Below are 20111 nucleotides of genomic sequence, written 5' to 3'. Positions count from 1 at the left end.
CTACCCCATCACGCCCCGGCCCTGCCCGGCCGAGGACTGCATTGTCTTGATCACCATGAACGCGTCGCGCAGGTGGTTGCGTTCCAGCTCGGACAGTTGCGCTGGCGGCATGAAATTGTCGGGCCTCTCGCCTGCCCGGATCTGCGCCGCCTGATGCCTCAGCCGGGTCTCGGCGATAAAGTCATAGGCGTCGATCAGATCATGCGCGCCCGCCTTCGAGATCACGCCCGCCTCGCGCGCCGCCTCGAGCCGCTCGCGGGTATTGACCGCCATCAGCTCGCCCCTCAACGCATAGACCCGGCCCAGATCGACCACCGGCACGACGCCCGAGAGTTTCAGATCGACCATGTCCTTGTGCTCGCCCGAGCGGATCAGGGCAAAGCCGCGCAAAAGCCCCAGAGGCGGCGTGTGTTTCAGCGAGTTCGACACCATATGCGCGACGAAGATGGAATTCCTGCGGGCCATGGCCAGGGTCTCGGCCTGCAGATCGCGAAACAGCGCGGTCTCGCCATGGATCGGACGCAGGTCGAACATCACCGAGGCCAGCATCTGCGCCTGATTGTCTGGCTGGGCGATCCAGCCCGCGAAATAGTCGCGCCAGACCCGGCGCGGCTGACGCCAGCGCGGGTTGGTCGCCATCATGTCGCCCGGGCAATAGACGAAGCCGCAGGCGTGCAACCCGTCCGAGACGAAGGCCGCCAGCGCCTGGAAATAGGCGTCCTGCCCGGGTGCGAGCCCATCGTCGAGGATCAGGCAATTGTCCTGATCGCTCTGCCCGGTCTGCTCGCGCCGGCCCTGGCTGCCGCAGGCCAGCCACAGATAGGGCACCGGCGGCGGGCCCAGTTCGGCCTCGGCCAGGACCAGAAGGCGCCTTGTGATGGCATCGGTGATGTCGGTGATCCGGCGGGTGATGGCGCTGGCCCCTGCCCCGGCGCTGACGAGCTGCGCGAGAAGGCTCGGCACCTGCGCCACGACGCGGGCCATCTCGGCCGCGCTGTCCGCATCGACAATCTCGGCGATCATGTGGCTGGCCGTCGCCGCCTGCTGGCGGAACAGATCGGTGCGCCCGATCAGCCCGACGATGCGCCCGCCCTCGGCCACCGGCAGATGGCTGATATTGTGATCGGCCAGCCGCATCAGCGCATCGAGCCCCAGCGCCTCGGGCGCGATGGTGATGAGATCCGAGGTCATCACCCGGGCCACGGGCGTGGCGCCGTCCAGCCCCTCGGCCAGCACCTTGTGGGCCAGGTCGCGCACGGTGACGATGCCCGCGGGCGACTCGCCCTCCATCAGGATCACCGACGAGATCCCCTTGTCGCGCATCAGCCGCGCCACGTCGCGGACCGTGCCCCCGACCGGGCAGGTCACCGGCCCCTTCGTCATCAGATCCGACACTTTCAGCGCGGTCAGCCCGGCCGCATCGGCACCGCTGCCGGCGGGCCGCGCCGGAGAGGCACGCTGAAACCATGCGGCAAAGGCCGGGACCTCGTCGATGAGATCGTAGAACCGCTCTTTCGGCAGCCGGATCAGCACCGCATCCCCGGCCACCCGCGCGGTCAGCGTCGCCCGCCCCAGCCGCAACAGCCCGCGCTCGCCGATCACATCGCCCGGGCCGCGCAGCGCAAGCGGGCCCGAGCCATCGGTCTCGATCTCGACGCTGCCGCTTTCGATCACCAGCAACGCCTCGAGCCGCTCGCCCTCGTATGACAGGGTCTGCCCGGCCTCGGCCGCGATCCGGGTCAGGCTGGGGCCCAGCGCCTCCAGAGCCGCCGCGGGCACCATATCGAAGGGCGCATAGCGGGTCAGGCTGGCCAGGATATCGGCCTCGGGGTCGGGCATGGCTCTGCTCCTGCACGGGCAGCGGGGTCGTTCAAACTACCTAAAAGGAATCCCTCGCCGTCAATACACGGCTCGGCGGGAAAGGCGGACGGGGGCGGAAACCCGCCCCTGTCCTTTGCCGTCAGTGATCGGTCGCAGCACCGGCCCCGCGCGGCACGCGGATGCTTTCGACCAGCTCCACCACCTCGCGCGGCGGCGTCCGGGTCACGGCCGAGACCCCGAAGGCGACCGCGAAGTTCAGCGCCGCGCCAACCGCGCCGATCGAGAGCGGCGAGATGCCGAACAGGTAGTTCTCGGGGACATCCGCGAAGGTGGCGGTCCCGGGGATGAAGAACCAGCCCTTGTAGAGGAAGATGTAGATGGCGGTGAAGACCAGCCCGACAAGCATCCCCGCGATGGCGCCTTCCTTGTTCACGCGCTTGGAGAAGATCCCCATCATCAGCACCGGGAAGATCGTCGCCGCGGCCAGACCGAAGGCCAGCGCCACCACCTGCGCGGCAAAGCCGGGCGGGTTGAGGCCAAGCCAGGTGGCGATCAGGATCGCGCCGGTCATCGAGATCCGGGCGGCCAGCAACTCGCCCTTCTCCGAGATCTTCGGATTGATCGCTCCCTTGATCAGGTCATGCGAGATCGCCGAGGAAATCGCCAGGAGCAGCCCCGCCGCGGTCGACAGCGCCGCCGCCACCGCGCCCGCGGCCACCAGCGCGATCACCCAGGAGGGCAGCGCAGCGATCTCGGGATTGGCCAGCACCATGATGTCGTTGTCGATCCTGATGACCTCATTGCCCTGCCAGCCGCGCTCGGCCGCCAGTGCCTGCATCTCGGGGTTCTTGTCGTTGTAATACTGGATCCGACCGTCGCCGTTCAGGTCTTCCATATGCAGCAGGCCGGTCTGTTCCCAGGTCTTCACCCAGTTCAGCCTGGGATCGGTCTGGATCGCCTCGAGGCTGACCGCATCGCCGTCCAGCGCATTGCCGGTGACCGCATTGGGCCACATCGTGGTGGTCAGGTTCAGCCGCGCCATCGAGCCCACGGCCGGGGCCACGGTGTAAAGCAGCGCGATGAAGACCAGCGCCCAGCCCGCCGAGGTGCGCGCATCGGCCACTTTCGGCACGGTGAAGAAGCGGATGATGACATGCGGCAGGCCCGCGGTGCCGATCATCAGCGACATGGTGAAGAGGAACATGTTCAGCATGTTCGGGGTGTCGGCGGTATAGGCGGTGAAGCCTAGCTCGGTGACCACCTCGTCGAGCTTGGCAAGCAGGGCCTGCTCGCCCCCACCCGGCGCGTAAGAGCCGATCAGCCCGAGCTGGGGCAGGAAGGACCCGGTCAGCGCCAGCGAGATGAAGATCGCCGGAATGGTATAGGCAATGATCAGCACCACATATTGCGCCACCTGGGTATAGGTGATGCCCTTCATGCCGCCGAACACCGCATAGGCGAAGACGATGGCCGCGCCGATGTAAAGCCCGGTATCGGTAGAGACCTCGAGGAAGCGCCCGAAGGTCACGCCGACGCCGCGCATCTGTCCGATGACATAGGTGATCGAGATCACGATCAGGCAGACCACGGCCAGCAGCCGCGCGCCGCCCGAATAGAAGCGGTCGCCGATGAATTCCGGCACGGTGAACTTGCCGAACTTGCGCAGATAGGGCGCCAGCAGCAGCGCCAGCAGCACATAGCCGCCGGTCCAGCCCATCAGGAAGGCCGACTGGGTATAGCCGCCACCGGGTGCCAGCGCGATGATCCCGGCCATCGAGATGAACGAGGCCGCCGACATCCAGTCGGCCCCGGTCGCCATCCCGTTCAGGACCGGGTGAACGCCCCGTCCCGCAGCATAGAATTCCGCGGTCGAGCCCGCCCGCGCCCAGATCGCGATGCCGATATAGATGGCGAAGGTGAGGCCGACGAAAATGAGATTGAGGGTAAACTGATCCATCTGGTCCGGGCTCCCTTACTCATCCACGCCGTATTTGCGATCCAGCCCGTTCATCAGCCAGGCATAGACGAAGATCAGCACCAGAAAGACGTAGATCGAGCCTTGCTGGGCGAACCAGAAGCCCAGATCGGCGCCGCCGATCATGATGCCTTCCAGCGCCGGCCGGAGCACGATGCCCAGACCGAAGGATGAGACCGCCCAGATCACCAGGCAGACGAGAATGATGCGCACATTGGCGCGCCAATAGGCAGAGTCCTGTCCGGACATTGGGTTCCTCCCTTAATGTCGGTTTGAAAGGTCCGGCAGCCCACCTCCCGATGCGGGCGGCCGGAAACGTGATGCTTGGTGGGGCGCGGCGTGACGCGCGCCCCTGACCGCGGGTCAGCCCCGGTTCATCCTGTTGCCGATGAGCTCCTCGACGACGGAGGGGTCGGCGAGGGTCGAGATGTCGCCGAGGGAGCCGAAATCGTTCTCGGCGATCTTCCTGAGGATGCGGCGCATGATCTTGCCCGAGCGGGTCTTGGGAAGGCCCGGGGCCCATTGGATGATGTCGGGCTTGGCGATCGGGCCGATCTCGGTGCGGACCCATTTCTCGAGCTCCTTGCGGAGCGCGTCGGTCGCCTCGATCCCGTTCATCAGCGTCACATAGGCGTAGATGCCCTGGCCCTTCAGCTCATGCGGATAGCCCACCACCGCGGCCTCGGCCACCGCCTGGTGGGCGACAAGGGCCGATTCCACCTCGGCCGTGCCCATCCGGTGGCCCGAGACGTTGATCACGTCATCGACCCGGCCGGTGACCCAGTAATAGCCGTCGGCATCGCGCCTGCAGCCGTCGCCCGAGAAGTAATAGCCCTTGTAATGGCTGAAATAGGTCTCCTGGAAGCGGTCGTGATCGCCCCAGATCGTGCGCATCTGCCCGGGCCAGCTGTCCTTGAGGCAGAGCACGCCCTCGGCCTCGGTGCTGTCGATCTCGCGGCCCGATTCCGGCTCCAGCACCACCGGCTGCACCCCGAAGAAGGGCCGGGTCGCCGAGCCGGGCTTGGTCGGGGTGGCGCCGGGCAGCGGCGTCAGCAGATGGCCGCCGGTCTCGGTCTGCCACCAGGTGTCGACGATCGGGCAGCGGCCCTGGCCGATATGGGTGTTGTACCATTCCCAGGCCTCGGGGTTGATCGGCTCGCCGACCGAGCCCAGCACCTTGAGGCTCGAGAGATCGTATTTCTCGACCCACTCGGTACCCTGGCCCATCAGCGCCCGGATCACGGTGGGGGCGGTGTAGAACTGGTTGACCTTCAGGTCCTGGCAGATCTGCCAGAACCGGCCCGCATCGGGATAGGTCGGCACGCCCTCGAACATGACGGTGGTCGCGCCATTGGCGAGCGGGCCATAGACGATGTAGCTGTGGCCGGTGACCCAGCCGACATCGGCGGTGCACCAGAACACGTCGCCCTCGTGATAGTCGAAGGTGTATTCATGGGTCATCGCGGCATAGGCGAGATAGCCGCCCGAGGAATGCACCACGCCCTTGGGCTTGCCGGTCGAGCCCGAGGTGTAGAGGATGAAGAGCGGATGCTCCGCGGCCAGCTCGCGCGGCGGGCAGTCGGGGCTGGCATGCTCCATCAACTCGAGAACGTCCACATCCCGCCCCGGAATCCAGGTGGTCTGGTCGCCGGTATGCTTGACGACCATGCAGCGCACCTTGTCCGAGCAGTGCAGAAGGGCCGCATCGGTATTCGACTTCAGCGCGGTCTTGCGCCCGCCCCGGGGGGCGGTATCTGCGGTGATGACGACCTTGGCGCCGCAATCGTTGATCCGGTTCGCGAGACCATCGGCCGAGAAGCCCGCGAAAACCACCGAATGGATCGCCCCGATCCGGGCGCAGGCCAGCATCGCATAGGCCGCTTCGGGGATCATCGGCATATAGATGACCACGCGGTCGCCCCGCATCACGCCCTGGCTCAGCAGGACATTGGCCATCCGGTTCACCTTCTCGTGCAGCTCGCGATAGGTGATGTGCCGGACCGGCGCGTCGGGCTCGTCGGGCACGAAGATGATCGCATCCTGATCGCCCCGGGTCTTCAGATGGCGGTCGATGCAGTTCGAGGCCACGTTCAGCGTGCCGTCCCGGAACCAGTGGATCTCGACCTCGCCCATCCGGAAGTTCGTGTTCTTCACCTCCGTATAGGGCTTGATCCAGTCCAGACGCTTCCCGTGCCCGCCCCAGAACCCCTCGGGATTCTCGACGGAGTCACGGTACATCGCCTCGTATTTCGCCGAATCGATATGCGCCCCGGAGACAAAATCCGGATCCGGCGCATGCATCGCCGCCGCAGCCTCGCCGGGTTTCGTCATCTCGGTCATACTCTGTCCTCCTCACGGTCAAGCCCCTGGCGGGGAATGGCCACCCGCCTCCTCATCCTGTGCTTGTTTACCAAATCCTGTAAAAAATGAACGCCCCATCGCTGAAACCCGGAAAGAATTGTGAAATGAGTGACGCGGGAAAAGAAAATCTTGTCAACTTTTTGACAAGCCCCGCACAGGCCCCGGCGCTTGCAGCGGCGCAGGCGCTTCCTATATCGGCGACAGATCACCACGACATATGGCATGACCAAGATGGGATATTTCCGGACGGCACTTCTGATGGCGGCTCTGACCGCCGTCTTCATGGGCCTCGGCGCGATGCTCGCGGGCAGCACAGGTGCGATGATCGCCCTTGCTGTCGCGGCCGCGATGAACCTTCTGACCTGGTGGAACTCGGACGCCATGGTCCTGAGGATGAACAACGCCCGGCCCGCGACCGGAGCGGACGGGGCCGAGCTTCAGCAGATCGTGACCGGGCTTGCGCGCGGGGCGGGCATGCCGGTGCCCAAGGTCTATCTGATCGACAGCGACCAGCCGAACGCCTTCGCCACCGGGCGCAGCCCCGAGAATGCGGCGGTGGCCGCCACCACGGGCCTGCTGGCCCGGCTGTCGCGCGAGGAGGTCGCGGGCGTGATGGCCCATGAGCTGGCCCATATCCGGAACCGTGACACGCTGATCATGACCGTCACCGCCACCTTCGCGGGGGCGATCTCGATGCTGGCGAATTTCGCCTTCTTCTTCGGCGGACGGCGCGAGGGCGGCGGCGGCATCATCGCCACCATCGCCATGGCCCTGCTGGCGCCGATGGCCGCGGCGCTGATCCAGATGGCGATCAGCCGCAGCCGCGAATACGAGGCCGACCGGATCGGGGCCGAGATCTGCGGCCGGCCGCTCTGGCTGGCCTCGGCGCTGACCAAGATCGAGGCGCTGGCCGCGCGGATCGACAATGTCGCGGCCGAGCGCAACCCGGCCACGGCGCATATGTTCATCATCAACCCGCTGCATGGCGGAGCCCGCGACAAGCTGTTCTCGACCCATCCGAATACCGCGAACCGGGTCGCGGCGCTGCAACGGATGGCCGGGCACGCCGCGCCCGCCATGAGCCCCCCGACCGCGCCCCGCCCGATCCGTCGCGCGCCGCGCGGGCCCTGGGGCTGAGCATAGCCCCCGCTCAGCGCGAGCGGACCTCGAGGCTGAAGCTGCGGGCGGCGTCGCCAAGCCCGGCCGGCGCGGCCGGGAAACGGCCGGCCTGACGCACCGCCGCCAGCGCCAGCCCGTCAAGCCGGGCATTGCCGGAAGAACGCACCACCCGCACCGAAACCAGCGCGCCCCGGGCCGAGACCGTCAGTTCGACCAGCGCCGTGCCCCGTCCCGCGCCCTCGGGAACCCGGCGCTGGATGCGAGCCCGGATCGCGGCCCCCCATTCTGCCATCAGCGTGGCGACGCGGCCCGGATCGCGGGTGGCGACGGTGGCCTCGCCGGCCCTCCCCCGCGCCGCGCCCCCGGCCCCGGCCGCCTTTTGCGCCTGCTGCGCCTCGGAGCTTTGCGACGCCGCGGCGCGGACCGCCTGCTGCGTCGCGGGCTGGGGCTTCGGCGCGGGTTTCGCATCGGGACGCTCGGCCGGGCGGGGCGTATCGGCCCGGGCCTGATGCACCTCGGGTTTCGGATCGGGGTCGGGTTTGGGGTCGGGTTGGTGTTCGGGCGGCGGCGGCTCGGGCGCGGTCAGGGCGGCAAGACGCGGCAGATCGGGACGGCGCGGCGCCGGGGCCGTCAACTCTGGCACAGGCTCGGGGGGCAGAAGCTCGGGCGGGGCTTCGGGCGGCGGCGGCGCCTCGGGCGCGGGCAGGGCCTGGGGCGGCGCGGGCGGGCTGTCCCATTCCGAAACCTGGCGGGCAATGGCGGCCGTCGCCGCGGCCAGCGTGGCGAGATCCTCGCCGCCGCTGCCCGCGGCGCTGATCCCGGGCGCCTCATCCCCGGGCCAGAGCGCCAGATGCAGCACGAGCGCCAGACCGCCGAAGGCCAGAACTTCGAGCCCACCCCGCATGTCAGCGTGCGGCCGCGACCAGCTCGACAGGGGACACCCCTTCGGCGGCAAGCCGGGCCAGCACCCGCGCGACGACCGCGCCCTCGGCGGCACGATCCGCCCGGACGGCCAACGGCCCCTCGCGCGGCACCTCGGCCAGGGCGGCATAGACGGCCTCGTCCCGCGCATCACCATAGGCAAGCATGCCGTCAGCGGCGACCAGAAGTGCCGCGTCCGCCTCGGGCGGGCGGTCGGAGACGGCCTCGGGCGGCTCTATCTCGATCGGCTCTGGCGGCGCGAGCCGCGCGCCGATCAGAAAGAAGATCAGCAGCAGAAACACCACGTTGATCATCGGAACGACGCTTTCCCGGGCCGGGCGCGGAGCGGGCATGGCCAGGCGCATGAGCTTACTCCACCAGGATCGGCTGGCTGTAGCCGGCGGCCGACAGGGTCTCGATCACCTCGATCACCCGCTGCAGCTCGGCGCCGTCGCGCGGACGCAACACGACCGGATCGGAAGGCCCGGAGACCAGCGGTGCCAGCGCCCCGGCCAGGGCATCAAGCGGCGTCTCGACCCCGTTCAGCGCCAGCGTCTCGGGGCCGATGTCGATCAGCCGGGGCGGGCCGGACCACTCGGCACTGCCGCCCGCGCCGCCCGCGACCGGCAGTGCCACCTCGGCGCCCATCCGCGCGGCCAGCATGAAGAAGACCAGAAGCAGGAACACGACATCGACCATCGGCGTCAGGCTGGGTCGCCGCCGGGCCGCCGCAGGTTGCAGCCCGAGGCTCATTCCGCAGCCGCCCGGAGCGCCGTCCGGCCCGGCCCGCCCCGGGTCAGGACGCGGGTCGCGGCATCCTCGATATCGACCCGCGCAGATTCTGCGACACTTTCGAACCAGGACAGCGCAACCGAAGCCGGGATCGCCACAGCCATGCCCGCCGCGGTGGTCAGAAGCGCCTCCCAGATGCCGCCTGCCAGCGCCGAAGGATCGGCCCGCGCCCCGGTTTCCTGCAGGGTCTTGAAGGCCGCGATCATGCCCAGCACGGTGCCGAGAAGACCGATCAGCGGGGCGATGGTCGCGATCAGATCCAGCGCGCGCAGCCCGGAGCGCGCCCGGGTCAGCGCGCCCGTGGCGACGCGGGCGACCTCTTCGCGGGCGGTGGTGGCATCAAGCTCGGGGTCGAGCCGGGCCTCGATCGCGGCCCGCACAGCGACGCCGCGCAGGCCCGAACGTCCGTCCAGCGCGGTGCGGGCGCGCCAGATATCGCCTTCGAGCCAGCCCGCGACAGCGCGTTCCGCCGCCGCCCGCGACCAGGCACCGGCCCAGGCAAGGCGCCAGAGCTTCCACAGGATCAGCGCCACCGTCAGCACCGAAAGCGCGGCGATGGCCCAGATCGCCGGGCCGCCCCTGTCAAGAAACTCGGCGATTGCGGCGGTCTTGTGGGTCAGGTCCATGGCAGGGTCTCCGTCATTTCAGGCCTCCATTTCAGGCCTCGTTCGGGCCGTTCGGGCATCATTCGGCAGCAATGGGACCGCTGGCCTGAGGCAGAAGGTAAAGTCCGGCGGCAGGCAGCGCGTTCACGCGCAGCGGGCACAGATAGGCCCGGCTGAGAAGATCGTCGCACAGCACCTCGGCAGGCGCGCCCTGCGCCATCAGCCCGCCGCCCGACATCAGCGCCACGCTGTCGGCGAACATCGCGGTGAGGTTCAGGTCATGCATGACGGTGACGATGCCGCCGCCCCGGTCGGCGAAGTCGCGGACGATCCTCATCACCTGAAGCTGGTGACCGATATCGAGGGCCGAGACCGGCTCGTCGAGAAACAGCCAGCGCGGCTGGCCATGGGCGGTCGGATGCCAGACCTGCGCCAGCACCCGGGCCAGCTGCACCCGCTGCTGCTCGCCGCCCGACAGTTCCTGATAGGAGCGCGGCTCGAAGCCCGCCAGACCGACCCGCGCCAGCGCCTTGGACACCAGATCGGGCTCGGCCGCCTCGATGCCGCCCATCAGGCCCAGCCGGACCACCTCGGCGGCGGTGAAGGGAAAGGCCATCGGCGTGGCCTGTGGCAACACCCCCCGAAGGGCTGCGAGCACCCAGGGCCTTAGGGAGGCGGGATCGTGGTGGTTCAGCCGGATCCGCCCGTCATGGGAGAGTTCACCGGTGAGTGCTCGCAGAAGGGTCGTCTTGCCCGAACCGTTCGGGCCGACGATGGCGGTGATCTGTCCGGGCCGCGCGCGGAAATCGACCCTGCTCAGGATCTCGCGGCGGCCCAGACGGATGGTGATATCGGTGGCCTCGAGCATCGCTCAGATCTCCAGCAGGCCGCGGCGACGCAGCAGGATCCACAGGAAGACCGGCCCGCCGAGAATGGCGGTGACGATGCCGATGGGCAGTTCGGCCGGCGCGATCAGGCTGCGGGCGATCATGTCCGCACCGATCAGCAGGGCCGCGCCCAGCAGGGCGGCATTGACCAGCAGCGGGCGGTGATCGGGCCCGGTCGCGAGGCGCAGCAGATGCGGCACGACGATGCCGACGAAGCCGATGCCGCCGCTGACCGCGACCGCGGCCCCGGTGGCGCCCGCCACGGTCAGAACCGCCACGGTCTTGAGCCGCTGCACCGGGATGCCGACATGCGCGGCGGCGGCCTCGCCCAGCGCCAGCCCGTTCAGCCCCCGCCCCAGCATCGGCGCGGCGACAAGCGCCAGGATCATCAGCGGCGCGGCGGCGGCAAGCTTGGTCCAGGTGGCCCCGGCAAGCGAGCCGAGCTGCCAGAAGGTCAGGTCGCGCAGCTGCGCGTCATCGGCCATGTAGACCAGAATGCCCGAAAGCGCCCCGGCCAGCGCCCCGAGCGCGATGCCTCCCAAAAGCATGGTCGCGATCGACGTCCGACCGCGCCGTGTGGCGATCCCGTAAAGCAGAAGCGTCATCGCCCAGGCCCCTGCGAAAGCAGCCAGCGGCACCAGGTAATAGCCCAAAGCGCCCGCGATGGCCGCCGGCAGCAGCCCGCCCAGAACGATGGCCGAGATCGCGCCCAGTCCCGCTCCTGCGCTGATGCCGACCAGTGCCGGATCGGCCAGCGGGTTGCGGAAGAGGCCCTGCATCACCGCGCCCGAAACCGCCAGCGCCGCGCCGACCAGGGCGCCCATGGCAAGCCGCGGCAGGCGGATCTCGAACAGAACGACCCGGTCGGCCAGCGCGATCTCGCGCCCCGCCGCCATGTCGGCCAGAACCGTCCAGGGCATGGTGCCCGCGGCGCCGACGGCAAGGCTTGCCGCAGAGATCGCCACCAGCGCCAGTGCCAGCAACACCGTCAGCCGCCAGGCACGGGGGGCGCGGTCCCAGTGCGGGGCGGGGCCGGAGTGTTCGGGCGAAACTGCGACCACCGGCTCAGCTCCCCGCGCGGTCGAGCGCGGCCGCCAGATCGCGCACCGCCTGGGCCGTGCGCGGACCGAAGCCCAGAAGGTAAAGCCCGTCCATCGAGACCAGCGCGCCACGGGCGGCGGCGGGCGTGGTGCGGACCGCCGGCAAGGCCAGCACCTCGGCCTCCAGATCCTCGGCCCCCGCGCGCGACATCATCAGGATCACGTCGGGGGCGGCCCGGGTGACGGCCTCGTCGGTAAGCGGCTTGTAGCCCTCGAAGCCGGTCACGGCATTCACCCCGCCCGCAAGCCGGATGATGCCGTCGGCGGCGGTGTCGCGCCCGCCCGCCAGCAGCCGCCCGCCCTGTACGGAAAGGACGAACAACACCCGCCGCGCGGGGCCCTCGGCGGCCTGCGCGACAGCGGCATCGAGCGCGCGCCCCACATCGGCGGCGAGGAGCGCGCCCTTTTCAGGCACACCCAGCGCATCGGCAACGGTCTCGATCTTGGCAACCACCGCCTCGCGGTCATAGCCGTCGGGCACCTCGACGAAGGGGATCGTGGCGGATTTCAGCAGATCGACCGCCTCGGGCGGACCCGCCCCCTCTTCGGCCAGGATCAGGTCGGGGGCGACCGACAGCACGCCCTCGGCCGAGAGCCCCCGGACATAGCCCAGATCGGGCAGGGCGGTCACGGCCTCGGGCCAGCTCGAGGTGGTGTCGCGCCCGACCAGCCGGTCGGCCTCGCCCAGCGCCGCGACGATCTCGGTCACGGCGCCCCCAAGCGAGACCACGCGCTCGGCCGCCCCTGCGGGCAGCGCGGCCAGGACCGCGACCGTCAGGGCGACAAGCGGGCGGATCATACCGCCACCTCGAGCCCCGGCAGCGCCGCGACGATCTCGCCCCAGGGCCCCGTGTGATCGACCTCGCCCACGCGCATGCCGAAGGCCTGCAGGATCAGCATGCCATCGGCATCGAAGGCCTCGACCGAGATCGCCGGGCCGCGACGGGTGGGCTTGGTGACGGCCCAGACCTCGGCCACGCGATCGGCGCGCAGATGCAGGTTGAAGCCCGGATCCAGGATGTTCAGCCAGGGGCCTGTCGGCTTGACCGTGGCGATCGGGCCAGAATGGATCTCGATGCAGCCCCGGTTGCCGACGAACATCATGAAGGGCAGCGCCTCGTCGGCCAGCGCGTTCAGAAGCCCGTGCAGACAGCCGGGCGACAGCGGCCGGACATAGGGCGCGCCCGCGATCCGGTAGGCCCCGAGCCGGTTCATCTTCAGCTTGCGCACCATCTGCAGGAATTGATGGGTGTCGGTCAGCCGGTCCCATTGCGCACGCAGCGTCGCTTCGGCTTCGGGCCGGATCAGGGCGGGCTCGACCGGGCTGCGGGGATCGAGCGCCAGGCTGTCGGACTGGTCCTCGAGCCGGAGCGCCGCCACCAGATCCTGCCAGGCCCCGGCATCCGAGCCGTCGCGCAGATGGATCTTGTGCACCGCATCCCCGGCCGCATCGAAGATCTGGAGCGAGCGGCGCGCCTTGCCGCCCTTCTCTTCCTCGACGGCGAAGCCATGGACCCAGTGGCGGGGAAAGATCCTGAGATCGATGGCCGGGCTCAGCACCATCGCGGCATGATCGCCGGGCGTGTAATCGCCATAGGTGCCGACCTTCTCGATCACCGCGCTGTCATTGCGGGTCAGCGCCATCACCTCGCCGAGGCCGGGCATCGCCTGCATCAGCGCATCGGGATGAGCGGCGATCCGGGTCACGCCTCGGCCGGCCTCGGCGGCCAGGAGCTCGGCCTCGGCCAGCCCCAGCCGGTCGGCCAGATCGCGCGACCGCGCGGTCGATTTCTCCTGCCGGATCGACCGGATCTGCTCTGGCGACATCGGCTTGCCGTCTCCCATGGGAGCCCCTTTCGGACTGTTCGTGATGCTGCGCGGTCTGGCCTGGGCCATGCCCTAGGGGCATCCCAGCTTGCTGGATCGCATGGGCCGTTCCCGCGGCCCTCATTGTTGACAGAAACTATCAGATTTCATAACCGATGCAAGACCGTCCTGCGAGGGATCGCCGACGGATCTGCCACCGAACATGCGCCAGCCTTTTGCAAGCCATGAAAACTTTCGTGACCTGACAAAGGGATGAACATGACGGTACGACATATGACCGTAGGCCTGCTGGCCTGCGGCACCGCGATTGGTCTGGCCTGGCCCGCGACCGCACAGGAAAGCTTCAGCCTCGACCCGGTGATGCTCGGCCAGAGCAAGCGCGAGGTGCGCACCGATACCGCGATCTCGGAAACCGTTGTCGACGAAGAGGAAATCGAGGACCGGCAGGCCACCACCATCGCCGAACTGGTCGATTCCGTGCCGGGCGTGTCGCTGATCAACGGCACCACGCCGCAAGGTTCGGGCATCAACATCCGCGGCTTCGGCGCCACCTCGAGCTATGGATCTGACCAGAAGGTCGCGATCCAGGTCGACGGGGCCTCGGTCGGGTCGGAAGAACTCTACCGGATCGGCACCCAGCTTTTCACGGACCCCGCGCTTTACAAGGAAGTCACCGTGATCCGGGGCACCGCCGGGACCTTCGAATACGGGTCCGGCATCATCGGCGGGCTGATCCGGCTGGACACCAAGGACGCCTCGGATTTCACCGGCGGCGAGCCGGGCTTCAAGCTGCGCCAGACCCTGCAATATGGCACCAATGGCGATGCCTGGGCGTCCTCGACGATCTTCGCCTGGCAGCCCGACGAGAACCTCGAATTCCTGGGCAACTACACCTATCGCAGCCAGGGCGTGCAGAAGGACGGCGACGGCAATGGCATCGGCGATGACGGCTTCGACCTGCCCTCATGGATGCTGAAGGGCAAATACACCTTCGGCGAGGCGCGCGAGCATTATGTCAAGCTCAGCTATTCCGACACCAGTTCCGACCAGAAGGACGTGCCCTACGACACTTTCGGAACGACGACCGACATGTTCGGCAATGTCGACCGCAAGATCCGCTCGAAGACCGCCGTTCTGGAATACGGATTCAATCCGGCCGGCAACGATCTTATCAACCTGACCGCCACCCTCAGCTATGCCGAGCAGAAGATCGATCAGGACTACGTGCCGGGCAGTTCGAGCTGCGAGACCACATTCTGCGGCATCCCCTTCCCGCCCGGCGGCTTCGCTGCCACCAATGCCGATCACCGCTACGAAACGACCAAGCTGACCGTCAGGAACCAGGCCATGTTCCAGACCGGCCTGCTGGACCATGACCTGCGCATGGGGGTCGAATATATCCGCAAGGAACGGCTCGATGCCGCTTCGGCCCCGGGCGGCACCGACCGGCGCCGGGCGCTGTTCGTCGTCGACGACATCTCCTTCGGCGGTCTGACGCTGACCCCGGCGCTGCGCTACGAGAGCCAGGATATCGGTGGCGACAGCTATGCCGATTACGACAATGACGCGCTGATGGGCGGGCTGTCGGCGCGCTATGCCTTCGGCAATGGATGGGCGGTCTTCGGCGGCGCCGCCTATACCGAGAACCTGCCCATCATCGACGATCTCGACACCCCCGCCTACATGACCCGCAGCGAAAAGGCCCGGACCTACGAGCTGGGCTTCTCCTACGACCGCGGCACGGTCTTTGCCGATGGCGACGATCTGGCACTGAAGCTCACCGCCTATCACACCACGGTCTGGGACATCACCTCCTATACCACCGACATGATGGTGCCGATCACCGATGCGCGGATGAAGGGGCTGGAACTGGAGGCGGCCTACAGCCTGCCTTCGGGCCATTATGTCGACCTCAATGCCGATATCGCGCGCGGCGAGATCACCACGCCGGGGGTCCCGGACGACTGGGAAGGCACGCCCGCAGACCAGGTCCGGGTGACGCTGGGCCGGAAATGGGGCGACACCCTGGACCTGAGCTGGGAAGTGGCGCATGCGGCCGAGATGAACCGGTCTGCCGAGCCGTCGGGGTCGAGCACGGTCCACAACCTGCGCGCCACCTGGCGACCGCAGGACGGGGTGTTCAAGGGCACCGAGATCCGCGCCGGCATCGAGAACGCCTTCGATCTAGACTACACGCCGCATCTGGCGACCCGGCCCGCGCCGGGGCGGACCTTCAAGCTGACCCTGGCCAGGACCTTCTGAGCCCCGGCCGTGCCGCCCCCGCGGCCGGCCCCCTGCCCCCGGCCCGCTGCCGGGGGTGCCTCGCGGATCGCGGCGCCCGACCGGAGCCCCGCGCGCCGCACCGCGAGGCCCGGCGGGGGCCGGTCAGGGACCCGCCCGCACCCTCAGGGCGGGTCCGCATCCGGCGAAGCCGGATCAGCCGCAGCTCTGCCAGCAGAGCTGCGGCAAGAAGTGTGACGGCGTCGCCATCCGCCTGTCGAACCTCCTCCCGGGCAGGCCGTATCCGACTATCGGCGTGGCATCGGGCCCGGTCGGGCGGGACGGCTCGGCGAACGGGCCATCGGGCGGCAGCAGGGTATTTCTGGCGGTCTACTTCGGGCGGCGGCGGGCCGGACCGGGAATGCGGCCGGCCCCGGACCCTGGACCGCGAGATGCCGGACCGCGACATTCGAGGACGAATCGAGCAGCCCCGGCGCGTCATGGGTCCGGGTCCGGTGCCGTCCTGCTGCCTGATCCCGGCAAGGAAGACCTTCGGCCAGGCCTCGTCGCCCCGGGCATACCGGATCGCGGGATCATCCTCCGGGCACCGGGCCATTCCCATCGCCACGCGGCGGAAGACCCGGCAGATGCAAAGCGGGCTCTGCGCGTCGGGGTCGTCGGCGGGCAGCCCGCTCTGGCCGGGTTCATCGCTGCCGGGTCCGAGACAGGCCCCCGGCCGCAGGATCGGGACGGCCTGAAAATCGAAAACTCTCTCGCTCGACTCGGGATCGGCTTTCACCTAGGTATTCTTCCCGGCACCCTCGGAAACCAGCGGGTCGGGATCGGGAGAAACGCCATTGGGGTTTCCGGCGACGGCCTGATACTGCATCGACCGGACCCCGCCTTCGGCGCGCGCGCCGAAGACCGTGGCAAAGGCCAGCGCCGGGACCGGGCTGCGGATCAATTACACCCTCTGGGCGCGGAAACCGTCCGGATCGGTGCCGATAATTCGGGGCGGGCCGCCCTCGGGGAATTCGTCGACCCTGACCACCTCGGCGGGCATGCCATCGCTGTCGAAATGAACGCTCATGGGCGAGATATCCTGCGGCCCTTCCTCGAAATGACCGCCCGCCACGTCGCGCCACTGCCTGCCCGGATACGCGAACATAACAGGCCCCGGATCGGTCTGCCCGGCATGGGCAGCGAGAATGATCGAGACCCGGGGCGGATCATTGCCGAGCACCGAGCGGATGCCCTCCCCGGCCGCCGGGCGCATCGTCGGCATCCGCAGGTCCCGGCGCAGCGAACCCGAGAGCTCGCTTTCGGGCCACCCTTCGCCCGCCATGCCGGACGCGCCGCCGGTCAGCGTTTCGATACCGAAACTCGCCTTCCCCGCCGACAACGCAGCCGCCAGGATCCGCCTGCTCCACGGCATTGCGGATCGTGGCCTGGAAGCCCTCGCGGCGGAAACGGTCATGGAGCAGTCCCTCCGGGTCCTGGCGGCTGGCGCGACTGGCCGCGGGCCAGCATGGCGCGGTCGTGCCTGGCGTGCAGCCACGTGCGTCCCTCATTGGCGCCGAGGAAACCGACCGCCATGCCTCCGGCGATCTGAATGCCCAGGACGGCGGACGGGAAAAAGACGACAAGCGCGCCCCGCACTCATCGCCGCCGAAGCTGCGAAGCCGCCCCTGAGGGAGCGCAAGATATCTTCGCCACGCTGAGGCATCCGTTCTCGGCCCTGCCCGGCGCCTCGCCCCGGCTTACGGCGCCCCCCTGCCTTGCGCTTGCGGTGGCACCCCGCGCATGGGCTGCCGCTATGGGCGCGACAAGCTGCGATTCGCCCCGCGCGGGACAGAACTTCGCCTTGATGCGGCACCAATGGGCCCAAGTCGGGCCAGGCGGGTGGCATTCCGGAACAGGTCTGCCGGTCTGTCCCGGCCTGGCCGCACCGGCACCCCGATGAGCGGAAATCCGACCATCTGCCCGCTCCTCCGTCCCCCGGCGGGAACCCGAAGCGGGACCGGGCGTTCTTTCAGCGATGGACATGGCGGCCCGAGACCGCTGCCGGTCCACCCCAAAAGAACGGAGAAAAACGATGATTCGCACTTCGCTTCTGGCCGCGCTGCTTGGCGCGACGATCGCCGCCCCGGCGCTGGCCGAGGACATGCCGACGATCAAGTCGATCGATGTCGAAACCTCGCTGACCGATCTCAACAACCCGCAGGCCGCCGCCTACTGGAAGACGCTTGACGAGGATCTGGAGGCCGCCATCGCCTCGCAACTGGTCGGCCGTCTGGGCGACACGGGCATGGACATCAAGATCGACATGAACGAGGTCGAACTGGCCAATTTCTTCCAGGAGCAGATCGGCGCCGCCGACAACCAGCTTTCGGGCACGGTCAACGTGATCGACATGGAAGACAATTCCAACTTCGAGACCTTCGATCTGACCGTCAAGATGAACCAGATCATGCCGATGCTGCCCGAAGGAACCGACGTCACCGTGATAACGCCCACCAGCGAAGAGGTCTATGTGGCGCTGGTGGCCACCTTCGCCCGCGCTGTCGTCGACCATATCGACGGCTGACCCACCAGGACCTGATCGGGGCGCACCGCCGCCTCCGCCACGACCGGCCGACCGGCCCCCCCCCGGGGGCCGGTCGTTTCGCGGGAACGCGGATGCTCCGCCCCTGCCGGCCTGCCGACCCTGAGGGGTCAGAACAGGAACCCGTCGATCTCGCCGTCACCCGCCGCCCCGGCAGGCGCCTCCTCGGCTTCGTCCCCGGGCGAGGGCAGCCCCAGCACGGCATCATGCAGGCGCCGCTCTCGCTGCATCGTGTATAGCCGCCGCAGACCGGCCAGCAGATCGCCGAAGGCCGCCACCTCTTCGGTGGACGGCGCGCCCTGTGCCCCGCCCAGCCGCGCGACGCGTTCGGGCCAGCCATCGCCGCTGGCACCGACGCTCTGCGCCTGCCCGGCGGTCTGGTCCAAAAGGGCGATGGTGCGCGGGCAGGCCTCGGCCAGGGTCGCCCCATGTGCCCTGAGCCGGTCGAGCACGGTTTCGAGCTGAGCGGCCGCGACCGCCGGATCGCCCTCGACCCCGCGCCCTTCGGCGGCACGGCGCCGCGCATCGACCACGGTCTTCTGCGCCCCGTCGAGGATCTCGCGGATGCGCAGCGCCGCCGCGCTGGTCTCGGCCGCGATGCCGCTGAGTTCCCTTGCAATGACCCGCAAGCCGCTGGCCCGGTCGCCAAGCCCGCTGCACCGGATCGCCATGTTCAGCCCCAGAAGCCGCACATCGTGCTCGGTGCGTTCCAGCACCTCGATCCGCGCCATCATCTGCTGCATCGCATCGGCCGCGCCTTCGCCCAGACGGCGGGCGGTCTCCCGGTTGCGGGCATCGTCCTCCAGCAGCGGACCGATCGAGCGCAGATCGCGCACCAGCGCGGCCAGCGCCTCGCCGCTCGCGGCCAGCGTCCGCCCGGCCCGTTCGGTGCCGGCACGCAGCACCGCGTCGGCATCGACCCGCATCGCCTCGAGCGCGGCGACGAACTGCGCCAGCTCGGCGGTGAAATCCTCATGCGTCGCGCGCAGCTGCGCGGCCGCGAGCGGCCCCAGCAGCGCCGCCAGCCGCGGCGCCTCTGTTCCGGCCGCGCCAAGCCGGGCGAGGATCGCCTCGACATGTTCAAGCCGCTGCCGTGTCATGTCGCCCGTCTGCACCGCCGCGACCGCCCGGCCGACCTCGGCACCGATGCCCGCCGCCAGCACCGCCGACTTGCCCGCATGTTCGGCCGCCTGCGCCCGCTGCGCCTCGAGGCTCTGCAGATCCGCATCCAGCCGGTCGCGGATCGCGGCCATGGTCCGGCAATGATCGCGGCTGAACTCGGCCTGGCTGCGGCGGATCCCGGCGACGCTGCGACAGACCCGCTCATGCACCTCGGCAATCGAGCGCACCGCCCCCAGCGCCTCGGCCGCGATCCCCGCCATCTCGCCGGTAAAGGCGTTCAGATCGTTCTGTTCCGCGCCGATCCCGGCCGCCACGATCCGGGCATTGACGGCGACAAGGCTCAGAAGACGGATCGACGCCTCCATCTGTTCAAGCGGCCGCCGTACCTCCCTGGTGGTCTCATCCAGCCGGGCGATCTCGGCATCGCCGCTGGCAATGCCCTCCAGCACCCGGCCGACCTCCTCGCGCAACAGACCGATCTGCCCGATCCCGCCAAGGAAGGCCTCGCCCTCAAATTCCAGAGCCATGTCGCGATGCGCATCCGCAATATCGGAAAGCAGCCGCGCGCCCGACATCAGCCCGTTTCCCATCGCCAGGAAGGCCTGCTCGATCGTCTCGCGCGGCCCGGCGATGGCCGCCGCGAACCGCCCCGAGGCGATCTCGGCAAGGGTTTCGTGGGCCATAGTTTGGGGGGCCAGGGCTTCGGCGACCATGGCTTCGGCGAGAGGGAGAGCCGCCGGTTCCGGCCGCCACAAC

18 protein-coding genes are annotated in these 20111 nt (G+C 68.9%); 3 read left to right on the top strand and 15 right to left on the bottom strand.

Annotated features, from left to right (window positions below; genetic code table 11):
* The 4 genes from B5V46_RS02380 to acs form a co-directional block, all read right to left on the bottom strand.
* Positions 1-1839, bottom strand: a complete 1839-nt coding sequence (locus B5V46_RS02380; RefSeq protein WP_080615101.1) for a DUF294 nucleotidyltransferase-like domain-containing protein — start codon at positions 1837-1839, stop codon at positions 1-3.
* 121 nt (positions 1840-1960) lie between these two features.
* Positions 1961-3778 carry a sodium:solute symporter family protein gene (locus tag B5V46_RS02375; protein WP_080615100.1) on the bottom strand — a complete coding sequence of 606 codons (1818 nt, stop codon included), beginning with the start codon at positions 3776-3778 and terminating at the stop codon, positions 1961-1963.
* 15 nt (positions 3779-3793) lie between these two features.
* Positions 3794-4045, bottom strand: coding sequence for a DUF4212 domain-containing protein (locus B5V46_RS02370; RefSeq protein WP_080615099.1), 252 nt, complete (start codon positions 4043-4045; stop codon positions 3794-3796).
* A gap of 114 nt (positions 4046-4159) precedes the next feature.
* A complete protein-coding gene (gene acs, locus B5V46_RS02365; RefSeq protein ID WP_155774137.1) occupies positions 4160-6097 on the bottom strand; it encodes an acetate--CoA ligase in 1938 nt (645 codons plus the stop codon).
* A gap of 291 nt (positions 6098-6388) precedes the next feature.
* Between acs and htpX the strand changes: the two genes are divergently transcribed.
* Positions 6389-7294, top strand: a complete 906-nt coding sequence (gene htpX, locus B5V46_RS02360) for a zinc metalloprotease HtpX (protein WP_080617919.1) — start codon at positions 6389-6391, stop codon at positions 7292-7294.
* A 13-nt stretch (positions 7295-7307) separates the two neighbouring features.
* On the opposite strand, the gene B5V46_RS02355 is transcribed toward htpX, so the two are convergent.
* The 8 genes from B5V46_RS02355 to B5V46_RS02320 are packed head-to-tail and all read right to left on the bottom strand — an operon-like array spanning position 7308 to position 13426.
* Entirely contained in the window at positions 7308-8180 is an 873-nt protein-coding gene (locus B5V46_RS02355) for an energy transducer TonB (protein ID WP_080615098.1), read from the bottom strand.
* Position 8181: 1 nt separating this feature from the next.
* Positions 8182-8562 carry a biopolymer transporter ExbD gene (locus B5V46_RS02350; RefSeq protein ID WP_080615097.1) on the bottom strand — a complete coding sequence of 127 codons (381 nt, stop codon included), beginning with the start codon at positions 8560-8562 and terminating at the stop codon, positions 8182-8184.
* 4 nt (positions 8563-8566) lie between these two features.
* Positions 8567-8950 (bottom strand): biopolymer transporter ExbD, encoded by a 384-nt coding sequence (locus tag B5V46_RS02345; protein WP_080615096.1) that lies wholly within the window; start codon positions 8948-8950, stop codon positions 8567-8569.
* Positions 8947-9615, bottom strand: coding sequence for a MotA/TolQ/ExbB proton channel family protein (locus tag B5V46_RS02340; RefSeq protein ID WP_080615095.1), 669 nt, complete (start codon positions 9613-9615; stop codon positions 8947-8949). The genes B5V46_RS02345 and B5V46_RS02340 overlap by 4 nt, the downstream gene beginning before the upstream one ends.
* A gap of 58 nt (positions 9616-9673) precedes the next feature.
* Positions 9674-10462 carry a heme ABC transporter ATP-binding protein gene (locus tag B5V46_RS02335; protein WP_080615094.1) on the bottom strand — a complete coding sequence of 263 codons (789 nt, stop codon included), beginning with the start codon at positions 10460-10462 and terminating at the stop codon, positions 9674-9676.
* Positions 10463-10465: 3 nt separating this feature from the next.
* Positions 10466-11542: an iron ABC transporter permease gene (locus B5V46_RS02330; protein WP_080615093.1), complete on the bottom strand. Its 1077-nt coding sequence runs from the start codon at positions 11540-11542 to the stop codon at positions 10466-10468.
* A gap of 4 nt (positions 11543-11546) precedes the next feature.
* Positions 11547-12380, bottom strand: coding sequence for a hemin ABC transporter substrate-binding protein (locus tag B5V46_RS02325; RefSeq protein ID WP_080615092.1), 834 nt, complete (start codon positions 12378-12380; stop codon positions 11547-11549).
* The gene (locus B5V46_RS02320) at positions 12377-13426 is read right to left on the bottom strand and encodes a hemin-degrading factor (protein ID WP_080615091.1); all 1050 of its coding nucleotides are present in this window, start codon (positions 13424-13426) and stop codon (positions 12377-12379) included. Before B5V46_RS02320 ends, B5V46_RS02325 begins: the two co-directional genes overlap by 4 nt.
* Positions 13427-13681: 255 nt before the next feature.
* Here B5V46_RS02320 and B5V46_RS02315 point away from each other — a divergent pair, with 255 nt between their 5' ends.
* Positions 13682-15670 (top strand): TonB-dependent receptor plug domain-containing protein, encoded by a 1989-nt coding sequence (locus B5V46_RS02315; protein ID WP_231119201.1) that lies wholly within the window; start codon positions 13682-13684, stop codon positions 15668-15670.
* 757 nt (positions 15671-16427) lie between these two features.
* Here the strand turns inward: B5V46_RS02315 and B5V46_RS19475 are convergent.
* Together B5V46_RS19475 and B5V46_RS19470 are read right to left on the bottom strand one after the other, a co-directional pair.
* Positions 16428-16592, bottom strand: a complete 165-nt coding sequence (locus B5V46_RS19475; RefSeq protein WP_155773899.1) for a hypothetical protein — start codon at positions 16590-16592, stop codon at positions 16428-16430.
* Positions 16593-17030 carry a hypothetical protein gene (locus B5V46_RS19470; RefSeq protein WP_196774320.1) on the bottom strand — a complete coding sequence of 146 codons (438 nt, stop codon included), beginning with the start codon at positions 17028-17030 and terminating at the stop codon, positions 16593-16595.
* A 693-nt stretch (positions 17031-17723) separates the two neighbouring features.
* On the opposite strand from B5V46_RS19470, the gene B5V46_RS02305 reads away from it, so the two are divergent.
* Positions 17724-18215 (top strand): hypothetical protein, encoded by a 492-nt coding sequence (locus tag B5V46_RS02305; protein WP_080615089.1) that lies wholly within the window; start codon positions 17724-17726, stop codon positions 18213-18215.
* Positions 18216-18343: 128 nt separating this feature from the next.
* Here the strand turns inward: B5V46_RS02305 and B5V46_RS02300 are convergent, their stop codons facing one another.
* The gene (locus B5V46_RS02300) at positions 18344-20038 is read right to left on the bottom strand and encodes a hypothetical protein (protein ID WP_155773897.1); all 1695 of its coding nucleotides are present in this window, start codon (positions 20036-20038) and stop codon (positions 18344-18346) included.
* Between the last annotated feature and the right edge of the window lie 73 nt (positions 20039-20111).

Origin of the sequence: Rhodovulum sp. MB263 (assembly GCF_002073975.1) — a bacterium.
In the GTDB taxonomy this organism is placed as follows: domain Bacteria; phylum Pseudomonadota; class Alphaproteobacteria; order Rhodobacterales; family Rhodobacteraceae; genus Rhodovulum.
Note: the sequence above shows the minus strand (reverse complement) of the source record. Positions and strands in the feature narration are given on the sequence as shown.